The 15,002-nt window shown below is 47.2% G+C and carries 12 protein-coding genes; 6 read left to right on the top strand and 6 right to left on the bottom strand.

All coding sequences use genetic code 11. The annotated features are described in order from the left end of the window. Positions 1-108: 108 nt before the first annotated feature. Both WBG78_RS14810 and WBG78_RS14805 read right to left on the bottom strand, forming a co-directional pair. Complete coding sequence (locus tag WBG78_RS14810; protein WP_337327223.1) at positions 109-1,263, bottom strand: LysM peptidoglycan-binding domain-containing protein; 1,155 nt, start codon at positions 1,261-1,263, stop codon at positions 109-111. After that, a complete protein-coding gene (locus WBG78_RS14805; protein ID WP_337327222.1) occupies positions 1,260-2,039 on the bottom strand; it encodes a DUF4905 domain-containing protein in 780 nt (259 codons plus the stop codon). Before WBG78_RS14805 ends, WBG78_RS14810 begins: the two co-directional genes overlap by 4 nt. Positions 2,040-2,059: 20 nt before the next feature. Between WBG78_RS14805 and WBG78_RS14800 the strand changes: the two genes are divergently transcribed. Then, entirely contained in the window at positions 2,060-3,445 is a 1,386-nt protein-coding gene (locus WBG78_RS14800) for an NfeD family protein (RefSeq protein WP_337327221.1), read from the top strand. Positions 3,446-3,453: 8 nt separating this feature from the next. Then, entirely contained in the window at positions 3,454-4,197 is a 744-nt protein-coding gene (kdsB, locus tag WBG78_RS14795; protein ID WP_337327220.1) for a 3-deoxy-manno-octulosonate cytidylyltransferase, read from the top strand. On the opposite strand, the gene WBG78_RS14790 is transcribed toward kdsB, so the two are convergent. Then, the gene (locus tag WBG78_RS14790) at positions 4,194-5,192 is read right to left on the bottom strand and encodes an alpha/beta hydrolase (RefSeq protein WP_337327219.1); all 999 of its coding nucleotides are present in this window, start codon (positions 5,190-5,192) and stop codon (positions 4,194-4,196) included. The genes kdsB and WBG78_RS14790 overlap by 4 nt on opposite strands. A gap of 162 nt (positions 5,193-5,354) precedes the next feature. On the opposite strand from WBG78_RS14790, the gene WBG78_RS14785 reads away from it, so the two are divergent. From WBG78_RS14785 to WBG78_RS14775, 3 genes are all read left to right on the top strand, one after another. Further along, on the top strand, positions 5,355-5,807 hold the full coding sequence (locus WBG78_RS14785) for a (2Fe-2S)-binding protein (protein ID WP_337327218.1): 453 nt from the start codon (positions 5,355-5,357) through the stop codon (positions 5,805-5,807). Between the two features lie 6 nt (positions 5,808-5,813). After that, positions 5,814-7,991 (top strand): xanthine dehydrogenase family protein molybdopterin-binding subunit, encoded by a 2,178-nt coding sequence (locus tag WBG78_RS14780; protein WP_337327217.1) that lies wholly within the window; start codon positions 5,814-5,816, stop codon positions 7,989-7,991. A gap of 97 nt (positions 7,992-8,088) precedes the next feature. Then, the gene (locus WBG78_RS14775) at positions 8,089-10,305 is read left to right on the top strand and encodes a patatin-like phospholipase family protein (RefSeq protein WP_337327216.1); all 2,217 of its coding nucleotides are present in this window, start codon (positions 8,089-8,091) and stop codon (positions 10,303-10,305) included. Between the two features lie 60 nt (positions 10,306-10,365). Here the strand turns inward: WBG78_RS14775 and WBG78_RS14770 are convergent, their stop codons facing one another. From WBG78_RS14770 to xseA, 3 genes are read right to left on the bottom strand one after another with little or no spacing between them, the layout of a single operon-like run. Further along, a complete protein-coding gene (locus WBG78_RS14770) occupies positions 10,366-10,749 on the bottom strand; it encodes a VOC family protein (protein WP_337327215.1) in 384 nt (127 codons plus the stop codon). Next, the gene (gene xseB, locus WBG78_RS14765; protein WP_337327214.1) at positions 10,749-10,946 is read right to left on the bottom strand and encodes an exodeoxyribonuclease VII small subunit; all 198 of its coding nucleotides are present in this window, start codon (positions 10,944-10,946) and stop codon (positions 10,749-10,751) included. Before xseB ends, WBG78_RS14770 begins: the two co-directional genes overlap by 1 nt. Then, positions 10,943-12,274 (bottom strand): exodeoxyribonuclease VII large subunit, encoded by a 1,332-nt coding sequence (xseA, locus tag WBG78_RS14760; protein ID WP_337327213.1) that lies wholly within the window; start codon positions 12,272-12,274, stop codon positions 10,943-10,945. Before xseA ends, xseB begins: the two co-directional genes overlap by 4 nt. A 264-nt stretch (positions 12,275-12,538) precedes the next feature. On the opposite strand from xseA, the gene WBG78_RS14755 reads away from it, so the two are divergent. Beyond that, positions 12,539-14,971, top strand: coding sequence for an ABC transporter permease (locus WBG78_RS14755; protein ID WP_337327212.1), 2,433 nt, complete (start codon positions 12,539-12,541; stop codon positions 14,969-14,971). Positions 14,972-15,002 lie beyond the last annotated feature (31 nt).

The raw sequence follows: 15,002 nt of genomic DNA, 5'->3' as shown, positions 1-15,002 counted from the left end.
GTAAGAGTAAATACCAGAAGGCAAAGTACTCTTCACAAAAGGATGTCTGAATCATCAAGGGTGCAGTTGATGAGAGGCCTGGAGTGAGCTGCTCATTCTTTCAATGCCTTATTTGTAATACGTCACCTCTACGCGAAAGCGAGGATCAATTGCTCCCAACCTGTCGTAAGCCGATTTCGAAATTTTTATAACCAGCTTATTGGTAAGTGCTGTGTCGGGCAGTTTGCCCATAACCCGAACGAACACTTCGCGGTTATTCATCTCATTTCTGACTTTGAGAATCGTCCCCACTGGTGCTGTTCTATGCAGTGCGAGATATTTCCGATTGCCATCAGTGCCCTCAATCAATTCGGCCAATCCAGTCTCCAGAACTTCATCCGAGCTTTTTACAGTCTCTGAAATTCTAATCGTTTGTTCTTTTGGCTCGGGCTTGCTGGCAGAGGCAGTAGAAGCCTGAGCGCGCGTGTCAGACGTAACTGATTTGGATTCACTACCAGTGGCAACTTCATCAGTTTTTCTGGCAGAAGCACCCCCTGCTGCTGCCGTTGTTACCGCAGCCGCTGGCTTACCAGTCGTTGCAGAGGTACCCGTTGGAGAAACCGTAGTAGTCGCTACCGTTGGAGCGCTGGACGTATTGCTATTTGACTTCGGCGCAACTACCAGCAACTGCTGACCGATACTGATTTCATTACCATCTATCTTATTCCAATCCTTTAAGTCTTGCGCAGATATGCCGTATTGTCTGGAGATAGAATAAATGGTCTCCTTGGCTGCCACGATGTGAACACCACCTGCAGGCGCTTTTATCGTTGTGGATGGATTCGATGCAGCATTAACAGGCTGCGCACCTGAAGGCTTCTTTACAATCAGCGTTTGTCCAACTGATAATGCATTCGAAGTAAGATTGTTCCATTGCTTCAGCTCATCAACGGAAACACCGTATGCCTGTGATATCGAGAACATCGTCTCCTTGGCCGCTACAGTATGTGTTCCGGCAACGTCAGCATTTTTACTTGCGCGATGTGGTGTGTAAGGTACTTTTAACACCTGGCCTATGTCGAGTCCGTTGCTCGCCGTAGGATTATATTGTACAATAGTTTCAACAGGAACGCCATACCTTCTTGAGATGGCATAAAGCGTTTCTTTCTCATCTACCTGGTGAAGTACAAAGATTTTTCCATTGATGGTCTCCGTCCCTATCGAGTCCAGCATTACCGGCGGATGAAAAAATGTAGCACCCGCAATTATCAGCTCGTTGATCATACGATTTTGTAGCTAAACAACTCTCCTCTATTCCTGACGAAAATTACAGAACCTGCGTAGATGAAAAAAGTATCCTGCCCAATTCCTTTCAATTGCCTGCCTAAATTTTCCTGAAGTACTATTTTACCATCCGATGAAATCACAAATAAATCGTTGCTCAGTCCATGTTCGTCACGCTGATAGGCTGAGACGAAAATTAACGAAGAGTCTTCCAAATACTCCAACGACACTACAGGCTGGAAATTGAACCTGGATGATAAAAAAGTTCTAACGGTTATAAAGTATGGGTGATCTTCAACATACTGGGAAGGCCGTCTGATCAAAAGCTCATCCGGCGGAGCAGGCACGAATGCCGACTCTTCCCCAGACAGCAGATCTAATGCGATTTGCTTTTGACCGTATTGGGTGGTTACTCCGAGAATACAGTTCAACCCCAACGTTGAAAGAGAAAGGTCATTATTCCACCACATTATCTTTTTCTGCCGGATGTTGTATGCAATCAGCGCCTTTCGTTCGGGGTTGGCTGCGTCGGTGAAGATGGAAAATAATGCTACGTCGCCCTGCACCACCTCAAGTCCAACCCACCAATCCTCCTCAAATGTCATATCCTTCCATAGCAAATTGCCATCGTTCAGGTTCACAGCGGAAAACGTTGTCTTCTTTTCGCTTCCGTTTCTAACCTCCAGCAGGAGAATCCCTTCTGAATGGGAAAGCGCGCTTTTCCAAATTGTGCCATTAAATTGGTGTGAAAAGTTCAGTTCGATGCGACGCTTCAAGGAGGAATAGACTTAATTTTATGCAAGGTAATCAGGGTTTTTCATTTACATTCGGTATGCGTTCCTCCATTCCTTTCCTGTTCATTTCGTTCATGGTTTGCCTCCTGGATACTTTCACTCTCCAGGCGCAGCAGAAGAAAGTCATGACCATGGAAATCAAAAACGAGATCGACCCTCGCATGACACGGTATGTGCAACTTGCGCTGAAGCACGCCGATGAAACAGATGCTGATATTATTATCATCGACATGGACACCTATGGAGGTGTCCTGACTGATGCCAAGGATATTGTTGATCAGCTGATGGATCAAAAGAAACCAATTTGGATTTTCATCAACTCGGATGCCGCTTCGGCCGGCGCACTCATAGCGATTGCCTGCGACAGCATTTATATGTCACCGGGGGCTTCAATAGGTGCCGCTACCGTTGTAGACGGCAGCGGAGAGCGGGCGCCGGACAAGTATCAATCTTATATGCGGGCAATCATGCGTGCTACTGCAGAAGAGAACCATAGAAATCCAACTATCGCAGAGGCAATGGTTGATGAGGCTGTTGAATTGGATAGCCTGAAGAAGCCTGGGCAGGTCATAACTTTCTCAACCACAGAAGCTATTCAATACGGCTACTGCGAGGGAAAGGTGAACAGCATAAAAGACATCCTCGAAAAGAATAACGTCGCCGATTTTACCCTCGATCAATTTGAACTGAGTAGGGCAGATCGGATTATCGCATTCTTTCTGAATCCCTTTATCAGTGGTGTTCTCATTCTGATTATTCTCGGAGGGATATACTTTGAAATGCAGGCGCCGGGACTAGGCTTCGCCGGACTGGCATCATTGGTGGCATTATTACTTTACCTCGTGCCATACTATTTGAATGGTCTTGCTGAGAACTGGGAAATCATCGCCTTTTTTGTTGGACTTGGATTGCTTGCCCTCGAGATTTTTGTGATCCCGGGATTTGGCGTGGCCGGATTTGCAGGTATTGTCGTAACGATCATGGCATTAGTTCTCATTATGGTCAATAACGAGGCATTTGATTTTGAATTCGTCCGGATGAATGACGTCCTGTATGCTATGGCCGCTGCTGTTGGCGGACTTCTGGGAGGGGTTGTGCTGTTTTTTGTTGGTAGCGCGCAACTGGTGAACACGAGATTCTTTAAACGTGTGGCGTTGACTACTACTCAGCAGTCGTCGGCAGGATACACGTCGAATGTCCTTCCGGAAACACTGGCAGGAGAACGAGGAATAGCTTTTACAGTCCTTCGTCCGGCAGGAAAAGTCAAAATAGGCGATCAGATTTACGACGCTTTTACACGGGGCGAATATGTAGAGGCTGGCAGTTCTATCGAAGTTCTGTCAAAATCGGGTTCCGGACTGCTGGTGAGACCACTTCAGAATGATTAAGTTTGGCTATGAAAATACTGGGCATCATACCTTCGCGATATGCATCTACTCGTCTGCCAGCCAAACCGTTGGTTATGATAAAAGGGAAATCAATGGTTCAGCGGGTCTATGAGCAAACCAGCAAATCCAAATTGTTGTCCAAAGTCGTGGTGGCGACAGATCATCAGGAAATATTTGATCACGTAAAGTCCTTCGGTGGCGAAGTCTGCATGACGCGCGCAGATCATGCCAGTGGGACGGACCGTTGCTATGAGGCACTCACGCTGCAAGCTGAACCCTATGACTATGTGATCAACGTTCAGGGTGATGAACCGTTTATTCAACCGGAACAAATCGATCTGCTCGCTGCTGCCCTTGATGGTAAGACGGAAATTGCCACACTTGTCAAAACGATCGATTCCCTGGATGAACTTGTCAATCCAAGCGAAGCAAAGGTTGTAGTCAATACCAGAGGAGAGGCCATGTATTTCAGCAGATCAATGATCCCTTTCATTAACAAAGCTCCTCAGGAACAATGGCTTGAGAGGCACACTTTTTTCAAGCACGTCGGCATGTATGCTTACCGTTGCGATATCCTGAAGGAGGTTTCAGGACTGGCAGTCTCTCTGCTCGAAAAAGCGGAATCATTAGAGCAGCTTCGATGGCTGGAGAACGGTTTCCGTGTAACAGTAGTTGAAACTCAAACAGAGACTTTCGCGATTGATACTCCGGCCGACCTTGACAAGGCCGCACAGATGATCGATCATCACTAGCGGGGCTCGAGCTTCAGCTTCTCAATGGCGAACTTTTCAATTGCAGCTTCCACTGCAGGAATATCTTTCGAAACCACCGATGATCCCAGAACGTGCCCACCTGCTGTGGGTATGGCTATTGCCTCCTTCAAATCATCCGGTGTTCCCAATTCCTTTTCCATCCTTAGGATCGCGTCTACCCGTACGGTCCGATCCTGATTCTCTTCGTCTTTGTAGTAGTACAGTGTAAGTGAGGGTTGTTTGACACGTCGAAATAGTTTGTCATTCATCGATGTTTCCAGCAATTCCTGAAGCTGCCCTACTGCTTCCAGGCGATAACGTGTATTCCAATATTTGGCCTCGTCCTCACTTCCGCCTGTGTTGTTGTAGTTACCCCCCATCACCAGTCGCGAAATCTTAAGACCCCAGGGATTGTTCGCAACAAACGCAGCGCCATTGTTGATTTCGATGTTGGGAGACAGGTTGATTAGTGCATAAACATCGTCGGGATATTGAGCAGCCAGCATCAATGCCAGCGATGCTCCCGTTGATGTCCCCATAAGTATTACCTTTTCCCCAAGCTGCTTACCAATCTGAAGTGCGTTCTTACCAGATTCCCAAAGCCGATCGGGTGTAAACTGCAATAATGCTTCTGTCGTATCAACGCCGTGATCTGAGAGACGTGCCAGGTACAAGTTCATTCCAAACTTTTTGGCAAAGTCGCGGTGAACCGGATCTCCTTCCATTCTGCTTGCGCTGAACCCGTGGAGATACACAACCGAATACTTCGTTTTCACACGTGCGCTATCATTCCAAATGATCACCGCATTATTGTCTGGCTTCAGCTTATGGTTTGCTTCTTCGTTAGCAACATACCGCTCTAATCCGTCGGCGTCTGCGGGTACCGTTGGCAGGTTGGGGTTATATGTCGGTCTGTCTGGTGACGAGCCAATGAAGTATATTCCGATTAGTAATATGATCGGAAATGTTATCCTGACGAGGCGTCTCGAATTCATATTGTTAATGATCCGCTGCTTGACTGCGGATCCCGGACTAAGGTGTGACTTTTTCGCCCCACATCAAAGCGGGGCCTGTTAAACAATAGTGATAGCTTCTGAGCGCGATAAGTATTAGCTTCACTACCTTCTGGTGAGTCACTAATTCTAATCGCTTCTGCTATGGAATTGTACATCAATAAAAAACCTTACCAGGTTGATGCTCAGCCTGACGACAGTTTGCTTTCTGTGTTACGCGAAGATCTCGACCTGACAGGCAGCAAGTACGGCTGTGGTGAAGGTGCCTGCGGCGCTTGCAAAGTTCTGATCAATGACGTTGCCACTCCGTCCTGCATCACGAAGGTTGGATCTGTGGTAGGAAAGCAGATCACCACCATTGAAGGGATCGGTATGAACGAGCTCAGCCCGGTACAACGGGCATGCTTATCGGTCGATGTTTTCCAATGTGGTTACTGCGCGAGTGGTATGATCGTAGCGGCAACTTCTCTGTTGAAGAAACATCCTCAACCCACCGAAGACGAAATAAGAGTGGGTATGCAAGGGAACATTTGCCGTTGTGGGACGCATCCCCGAATTATGCGCGCTATTAAGGAAGCATCGACCAACCAACGCTGATGTTTTATGAAAGAACATAACATCACCCAATCGCTGACGGAATCTATGCAGATAACAACGGAACTAGAAAAGTCAGTGGTGTTACAGGAGCCAAACGAATTCTCAGTCGTAAAAAGCACTGGTATCAGGCAATGCGCTGCGATCAGGCGTCGAAGCTTCCTGAAAATAATGGGAGGCGGTCTCGCAGTACTTTTCACGGCAGTGAATGTGCACGGCGAAGGTGGGGTCACGCTGGCTGAAGATTCCGAACTTGAATCATGGATACATATCGGAGCGAACGGACAAATCACCGTGCTTACGGGCAAGGCAGAAGTTGGACAGAACATACGTACATCGCTCGCTCAAATAGTAGCGGAAGAACTCGATGTTCCAATGGAGAGTATTGAAATGATTATGGGTGATACTGCTCTTACTCCTTTCGACAGAGGCACCTTCGGTAGCCGATCAATACCTTACATGGGTCCTCAGCTTCGGAAGGCAGCAGCAACAGCGCGTCAGCATTTGCTGGAGCTCGCCGCAAGAAAGTGGAAGGTCAATACCGAATCATTGACCACTGAGGACGGCAAGGTGATACATGCTTCGTCAAAACAATCTGCAACTTTTGGGTCGCTCACCGAAGGGAAGAAAATGCTCGAGCGCATCCGTGAAGATATTGCTGTTAAACCGGTTTCAAAATGGTCGATTGCCGGCAAGTCAATCTCCAAAGTCAGAGGAGAAACGTTCATTACCGGAAAGCATCGCTATGTATCGGATATGCGCCTTCCCGATATGCTATACGGCAAAGTGTTGCGGCCTGCATCATACGGAAGTCGTTTAGTAAGCATCGACTACAGCGCGGCCGAAGCGATTCCTGGCGTGAAGGTGTTCCGCGACGGTGACTTTGTCGGAGTCTGCGCCCCTAGCCATCGGGTTGCGGACCGTGCTGCCAGGCTTATTAAAGCGCAGTGGAGTACGGTGTCAGCGCAGCCTTCACACGAAAACATATTTAACTATCTGAAGTCAAAACAGGAAGCAGCGGGAAAAGCGGTCCCCTCTTCACTAAATGCGGCCTTTGCTAAAGCACCTGTTTCAATTGATAAGTCTTTTACTGTTGACTATATAGCACATGCTCCGCTTGAGCCAAGAGCGGGGCTGGCCCAATGGTCTAATGATTTATTAACGGTTTGGACAGGAACGCAGCGCCCTTTTGGTGTACAGGAAGATCTTGCCGAAGTTTTTCAAGTACCCAAGGAAAAGATCCGCGTCATCATGCCCGACACAGGTTCCGGCTATGGCGGTAAACATTCAGGCGAGGCTGGCATCGAAGCCGCAATACTAGCGAAGGCTTCGGGAAAGGCGGTAAAAGTTGTTTGGACCAGGGAAGAGGAATTTACATGGGCTTACTTCCGACCAGCCGGGGTAATCGATGTGAAGGCGTCGGCATCTAACGATGGCAAACTCCTGAGCTGGGAGTTTCACAATTATAACTCCGGGCCTTCAGGCATTGAAGCACCTTATGAAGTTGCCGAACGTCACACACAATATCATGCCTGCGAGTCACCGCTTCGGCAGGGTTCCTATCGCGGCCTTGCATCAACAGCAAACACCTTCGCGCGCGAGTGTATTATAGATGATCTTTCGAGACAGTTGAAACTGGATCCGCTGAAGTTTCGGCTTCAAAATCTCACGAACGAACGCATCATTGCCGTTCTCAATGCTGCGGCTAAGGATTTCAACTGGAGCGGATGGAAACCAGCACCAAATTCCGGCATTGGTATCGGGTGCGGGGAAGAAAAAGGGAGTGTCGTGGCAACATGTGCCGAAGTACGAACAGACGCAGATAGCGGCCTTGCCCGTGTAGTGCGTGTATCCGTAGCGTTTGAATGCGGAGCTATTATCAACCCTTCACATCTGGAAAATCAAATTGTTGGCTCCGTGATCCAGGGCTTGGGTGGTGCCATGTTTGAATCAATTTCATTTCGCGAAGGGAAAATTCTCAATCCGTCGTTTTCGACATACCGGGTACCAAGGTTTTCTGACATTCCCAAAATCAGCGTTATTATGGTTGACAGAAAGGACCGTACACCTGCCGGTGCCGGGGAAACTCCCATCATCGGCATTGCGCCTGCAATTCGAAATGCCATGCTCAATGCAACAGGCAAACCCATCTATAGTCTCCCTATGCAGCGCGATATGTCAGAATAGCACGCGAAATGCCAGAATAGCTGCCGCTGCCTTCTTTTAAACTTAGGCGATTCCTTTTTTGTATTTTCATGCCTGCAGGAATACAACTGCCGCCCTCATGAGAAGTATTTTCGTAGTGATATTGCTTTTGGCAGAGTTTTCACTTGCAGCGCAACCGAAAATCGGCTTGACCTTAAGTGGCGGAGGTGCCAAAGGGCTGGCCCACATTGGCATACTGGAAGCACTTGACAGCGCGGGACTTCGTATCGATTGCATCACCGGTACGAGTATGGGTAGCATCGTTGGCTCTCTGTACGCTGCCGGATACTCTGGCAAAGACATTGAAAAAATCGCACGTGAACTGGACTGGAATGTTCTGTTCAGCGGAAAGCCGTCTATGCGTACCGTTAACATTGATGAAAAGACTGAATTCGATAATTATGCACTTGAAGTCCCTGTTCAAAAAGGAAAATTCAAAATACGGGGTGGCATAATCGAAGGACAGGAAATATGGCTGAAATTCCAGGAGTTGTTTCTCCCGATCTACGACATCAAAGATTTCTCACGATTCAGCATTCCCTTTCGATGTGTTGCAACAGACATAGCGACCGGCAAAGCGGTAGTGCTCGACCAGGGAGAGCTCGTTACGGCCATCCGTGCCAGCATGGCAATCCCTTCAGTGTTCACTCCTATCGACTACAAGGATACTAAGCTGGTTGACGGAGGCATAGTACGCAACTTCCCTGTACGCGACGTAAAAGACATGGGCGCCGAATATGTGATTGGCGTCAACTTATCTCAGGGACTTGCAACAGCTGATAAACTTAATTCTGTACTGGATATACTGTATCAGATTGGTTTTTATAAAGATGCTGATGACTTCGAACATGAAAAACAGCTATGCAATGTATTGATCGAACCTCCCCTCAGTGACTACAGCGCCGCCAGCTTCGCCAGCGCACAAACAATTATTGACATTGGGAAGGAAACGGGAAAGAAGTATTACCCGGTATTTAAAAAACTTGCAGACTCTTTGCGTTCTGTCTATCCCAATTATAAGCCCATTGAAAACCGGTTACCTGTCGTAAAGCAAGTCGCCGTTGATAGTATCAGGATATTGGGTTTGCAGCATACAACGAACAGGTCATTCAAAAACAGACTTGCACTTGAACCTGGCAAATCATACGACGGCATTGAAGTAGGTCACGCTATTCGCCGGGTTTACGGATCCCGAAACTACAATCGTATAGCCTATGAATGGCATCCCAATCCCACGAAGGGACATGCCACTCTTGCTTTCAATGTTCTCGAGCGCCCCCAGGTATATGTTAAGGCAGGTATCCATTATCACACCTTTAGTGATGTTGCACTGATACTGGGAGGTGAAATCAAGAACTTTATTTTCGATCGTTCCAAAGCAACAGTTAAGATGAATGTGAGCGAAAATTTCAGGTTACTGCTTGAACAAAATCAATTGATTGGCAAGAAGGACAACGCAAATCTCATCGCTTCGTTCTATCACGAGACTTTCAACTTCCCGTTTTACGAAAACTTTAATCAACAATATCTTTATCGCAGCCGCACTACGAACTTCGATTTGAGAATACAGCGAACTTTTGGTTTCAGCTCAGCCATCGGCGTTGGCACAACCATTGAGAACTTTCGCCTGAAGCCAAAGATCGCAGCCGACATCGCCGTACAGGCGGAGAATACCTACCTGGAGAGTTACCTATTCTACAAACACAATACATTAAACAAACGGAACTTTTCAACACGAGGATGGAGGATCGATGGACGGTTCGGACTCGTATACAACCAGCGCCCTTCTCCAATTAAAGTAGCCGAGAACGGAGAACTAGTTGAAACCGACACATCATTAAACGCCTACCCTCGTCTGCATTTTAAAGCGGAAAATTTCCTGCCTTTATCACAAAGGTTCACACTGCTTACACAATTCAACACGGCAATCAATTTTAACTCTTCAAGTGCATACATTAACTTCTGGAATATTGGCGGCATCAATGACTTTGTCCGCAATCAGATACCCTTCTCAGGACTTAAGGAATATATGGTGAATACCCATAGTGTGAGCGTTCTGATGCTAGGCCTGCAGTATCAGATCTCCCGAAGTCTTTACGCCACCGCGCGTATCAATACCGCAGTGTACGACTTTTTGAATATCAATAATCAGTTCAAATCAGCCTCATTCCTGAATGGAGGTGCACTGTCGATTGGATATGATTCTGGTATAGGGCCGATCTCCGTTTCTGCGATGTACAGCGCAGAATCAAATAGCGTATATGGTTATGTTAATGTTGGCTTCCCGTTTAGATAGTGAAGTGCGATGCTTGGGTTCACATCAGCTGTGAAGGATTACCTGTTAAGTTTTGTCGGATCAGCCTACTGGAAGTTCATACCAGACCTCCACAGTATATCCGTCGGGATCTTTGAAGAAAACATAGGGAGAGCCTGGTACGAATTCACCGCTTTGAATTATTGTACCGCCCGCTTCCATGATCCTGATCTCTATCTCTCCTATACTATCAGGACTTCTGAGTCTAAATCCAAAGTGGGCAATACCGCCAGTGTTCGGGTTCACTGATTCATTTTGCTCAAATACAATGACGTCGTTCGCACCGGGAGTTGTTAGTTGGATAAACGTCGCCTCGTCGTACATCAGCTCCATGTCAAAAATGCGCTGATAGAACGCTTTCGTTCTTTGCAGATCCCTAACCGCGATTGCAACGTGTGTAAGACCGAAAGTGAGCGAAGGTTTCATCACTCTTCAAGTTCCTTCAATATCTGACTTACGTCCGCTTCTGTGGTCGTAAGCTTTTCCCGGCATATCTTAATCAACACGGTAGCCCGCTTGACCTTCTGTGAAAGTTCATCGACAGAGATCTGACCGTGTTCAATCTCTGAAACGATCTGCTGAAGTTCTTCGAACGCTTCGGTATATTTTTGCTGCTCACTCATGCATGCTCATCTTTTGAAACTATCTGACTGGTGACCGATCCATCGGCCGCAGTTGTAATCAGTGTATCACCAATGTTCAATTCGCCCACACTCTTGACGACCTTGCCTTTCACGGTTGTGATTGTGAATCCTCGTTTTAAAACATGTACGGGATCCATTACTCCTATTGTCTTTTCCCAGCCCGTCAGTTCGATTCGCTGATGCTGAATAAATGACATTACAGAACGTCTAAGTGCTTCTGCCAATCTATCATTCCTGTCGCCAGTTCTTCTAAGCGAAAACAGAGAACTTTGAGAAATTCCTTTTGCAATATTTTGCAATTCGCGATGCTGGCCATTCAACACATTGATGGTTGCCCTGCGGAATGAGCGTACCGTTTGATCGAAATGACGTGACTCATCGAGCAGCAACCGGCGTGAACGATCTGCTATTATTTCTGTTGCGCGGGCAACAGGCGCGGCAAACTCATGAAGTCTTTGAATGAGGAAGTCTCCCAACTCAGTCGGTGTAATTGCATTCCGGTGAGCAACCATTTCAACGACTGTCTCATTCGTGGAGTGTCCTATACCTGTCATCAGGGGTATTGGAAAGCGCGCCACTTCCGATGCCAGGCGGAAACTGTTATATGAAGACAGTCCAACGTCGCCTCCTCCTCCCCTGATTAGCGCTACTACATCGAAATGATGTAACACTTTTCGAATGCGCTGCAACTGCGTCAATATCGAATCAACTGAACGATCGCCTTGTAAAAGTGCAGGGAAAAGGAAGCATGAAAAACGATAGCCCCATGGATTCCCCTCAATTACTTTCATAAAGTCGGAATAGCCCTTGCTTGTCTCCACGGAGATCACGGCGATACGTTTCGGCAATGTTGGGAACTTCAAGTGTTTGTTCTTGTCAAATATGCCCATCGCCTTAAGTCGCGCGATGGACTCCAGCCTTTCGCGCTCCAGTGCGCCAAGAGAAAAGATCGGATCGATATCGATAATGCGAAGACTAAATCCGTGGACCGGATCAAAGCCAAGACTTGCCTCGAACAGGATTGAAATCCCATCCTTCAATGGCTCGCCGAGGGCTTGAAGGAATTTCGCATTTGCACGGATGTAGTCGTCCTTCCATAAACTAGCTCTGAGCTGAGCGACCACCCGGCCATTGTTCTTTTCAACGAGTTCAGGGTAGCAGTGTCCTGAATAGGTGTAATGATTCAGCTTATTCATTTCCGCCTTCACCCAGAACGTGCTTTGGTAGCGCTCAGCGATAGTCTTTCGGACGCTGTTCGTCACCTCAAGCAGAGAAAATACTTTCTTGTCGTCGACCTGGATAGCCATGTAAGGAGAAGATCAATTAATCCCGCAGCCTGCAATGTAAAACATTTTGTCATTCTCAACCTCCGCATAGCGCTGGTGAAAAACCTGAAAAAGGACGCAGGTTGCAATCCGGGGGCTTCCGAAAAAACGCCCTATTCCGACCGCATGCTGAACAAAATCGAACAGGTGCGTAAGAATTTTCCGACGTAAACAGCGAAAATCACTGTATTCCCGGCTTGCACGATCTTTGAATCGCAACCGAAAGCTTCACCGACATTACCACATATGATCAGGACCTACCTCACCGTCGCTTTCCGCGCTATTGTCCGAAATAAACTCAGCGCATTCATAAACATATTTGGCCTCGCTCTTGCCATGACTTGCGCCTTGCTTATTACACTCTTTATCCGCGACGAACTAGAATATGACAAATACAATGCACATGCTGATCGCATGTACCGGGTTACGCGGAACTTCCTTTCGAAAGATGGGTCAGTGAATCTGCATCTTGGCCACGTCGCCCCTCCATTCGGCCCGTTGTTGAAAAATGATTTTGGTGACTTTGAAGAGGTAGCCCGGACGCTGAATAACAGGGTAACGATGTCGTACCAGGACAACGCAGAGGTAAAGAAATCATTCAATGAAGACAATTTCTTTTTTGCCGAGCCGGAGCTGTTCAAAATATTCACCATTTCAGTTGCAGAAGGAGATCCGGCCAAGGTGTTGTCGGAACCAATGAGCCTGATGATGTCTGAAAAGTCAGCTAAGAAGTACTTCGGGAATGAAAATCCCCTCGGCAAGACGCTACGGGTAAACGGTACATTTGATATGGTTGTGGGTGGGATTTTCAAGGAGTTCCCAAAACAATCTCACTTTCACCCAGAGATCTTTGCATCGTTCTCCACATTGAATGACACAACGATCTACGGAAGGCGGCGCCTTGAAACCAATTGGGGCAACAACTCATTTGCTACCTATATCCTCGCTTCCAAACCATTGGACATTAAAGCCATCGAGAAGCAATTCCCGGCATTTCTTGATCGCCATATGAAATCAGACGATCCTTCGGAGCCGAAGACTTCAACATGGACGACGCTATTTCTACAAAAGGTTACAGATATTCATTTGACATCGCATCTGGATTCAGAACTTGAAGCAAATGGCAACATCAATAACGTTTATATGATGGCTGTCATTGCCGTGTTCATCATTCTTATTGCCTGTTTTAACTTTGTTAATCTGTCAACGGCGCGTGCTTCGAAACGGGCGAAAGAAGTCGGGCTGAGAAAGGCGGTCGGCGCATTTAAAGCTCAGCTCATTGGTCAGTATCTGAGCGAATCCATTCTTATTGCCGGATTGGCATTTGTGTTCGCCATGGCTTTCAGCTTTTTGTCGATTGGCTGGCTGAATGAGTTTACAGGCAAATCCATGGTTCTGAATCCGGTGAATGACTTCATCCTTTTTGGAGGACTTGTAGGCTTTACAATAACGGTTGGGATATTGGCTGGAATTTATCCGGCATTTGTTCTGTCGGGCTTTAAGCCGGCTCTGGTATTAAAAGGTCAGCAAACCTCCGGCGGAGGAAAAGGATTTCTTCGCAAGGCATTGGTGGTTGCTCAGTTTGCCGTGTCGATTGTGCTGATCATTGCAACAGCCATCACATTGAGTCAATTGAGCTATTTGAACAATCGCGAACTTGGCTATCAAAAGGACCAGATCATAACACTTCGTTACTATCCGGAGGTGGCAGCAAACTATGAGGCCTTTTTCAACGAGCTTACCAAAGATGCTTCGATCGCTAACGCTGCGAGGTCATCACGAATTCCGACTGGTCGCCTGCTTGATTCACAAGGTTCTGCGCGCGTTCAAAAAGGTAACAGCCTTTCTGAAAGTGGCGTAGTGCTGAAGAATATCCGGATCGACCACGACTTTTTCAGTACGTATCAAATCGATTTTGCTTCAGGGCGAGACTTTTCGAAAGAGAGGGTGAACGATGATTCAGCGTCCTTCATACTGAATGAATCCGCTGTATCAATGCTCGGCCTGACCAATGAGAATATCATTGATAAAGAATTTCATTATGGCGATGTAAAAGGCAAGGTGATTGGTGTGGTGAAAGACTTTCACTTTGAATCACTGCACGAACCCATTGTCCCGCTAGTGTTTCAGAATGGTCCTTTCTTCAGTCGTTTGTCAGTGAAGCTCACCGGGAACAACCCGCAGAATGGCATCGAATCAATTGCCCGCGTGTGGCAGGAGTTTATGCCTAACCGGCCCTTTGAGTATGAATTCCTGAGCATGCAATACAAGAACCTTTACGAGGCGGAGCAAAAGCAAAGTCAGCTTTTCATAATCTTTGCGGGTCTTGCTATTCTTATTGCCTGCCTTGGGCTTTTCGGACTGGCAACCTTCAATGCAGCTCAGCGCGTTAAAGAAATCGGAGTAAGAAAAGTACTGGGAGCTTCTGTTGGCAGCATACTCGGATTACTCTCCAGGGAGATAGTCGTGCTTATTGTAATCGCGAATGTTATTGCGTGGCCGATTGCATGGTATTTCATGAATGAATGGCTAAGCAGTTTTGCCTACCATATCACGATGAACGTAGTTGTGTACATCGTTTCTGCGCTGGCGGCAATAGCCGTGGCGTTGATCACCGTAAGTACACAAACGATCCGGGCAGCAAAGACGAATCCCGCCACGACGCTCAGATATGAGTAGCAGGTCCAATATGACAGGCGGGGAACTCGAG

This window comes from Chryseolinea sp. T2 (genome assembly GCF_037203685.1).
In the GTDB taxonomy this organism is placed as follows: domain Bacteria; phylum Bacteroidota; class Bacteroidia; order Cytophagales; family Cyclobacteriaceae; genus Chryseolinea.
Note: the sequence above shows the minus strand (reverse complement) of the source record. Positions and strands in the feature narration are given on the sequence as shown.

Excerpts from the sequence above, each read along its gene's own strand:
- xseB (WP_337327214.1), bottom strand. The coding sequence starts at position 10,946 with ATGAGTGAGCAGCAAAAATATACCGAAGCGTTCGAAGAACTTCAGCAG.
- xseA (WP_337327213.1), bottom strand. The coding sequence starts at position 12,274 with ATGGCTATCCAGGTCGACGACAAGAAAGTATTTTCTCTGCTTGAGGTG.
- WBG78_RS14770 (WP_337327215.1), bottom strand. The coding sequence starts at position 10,749 with ATGAAACCTTCGCTCACTTTCGGTCTTACACACGTTGCAATCGCGGTT.
- WBG78_RS14800 (WP_337327221.1), top strand. The coding sequence starts at position 2,060 with ATGCAAGGTAATCAGGGTTTTTCATTTACATTCGGTATGCGTTCCTCC.
- WBG78_RS14790 (WP_337327219.1), bottom strand. The coding sequence starts at position 5,192 with ATGAATTCGAGACGCCTCGTCAGGATAACATTTCCGATCATATTACTA.
- WBG78_RS14755 (WP_337327212.1), top strand. The coding sequence starts at position 12,539 with ATGATCAGGACCTACCTCACCGTCGCTTTCCGCGCTATTGTCCGAAAT.
- WBG78_RS14785 (WP_337327218.1), top strand. The coding sequence starts at position 5,355 with ATGGAATTGTACATCAATAAAAAACCTTACCAGGTTGATGCTCAGCCT.
- kdsB (WP_337327220.1), top strand. The coding sequence starts at position 3,454 with ATGAAAATACTGGGCATCATACCTTCGCGATATGCATCTACTCGTCTG.
- WBG78_RS14780 (WP_337327217.1), top strand. The coding sequence starts at position 5,814 with ATGAAAGAACATAACATCACCCAATCGCTGACGGAATCTATGCAGATA.
- WBG78_RS14775 (WP_337327216.1), top strand. The coding sequence starts at position 8,089 with ATGAGAAGTATTTTCGTAGTGATATTGCTTTTGGCAGAGTTTTCACTT.
- WBG78_RS14810 (WP_337327223.1), bottom strand. The coding sequence starts at position 1,263 with ATGATCAACGAGCTGATAATTGCGGGTGCTACATTTTTTCATCCGCCG.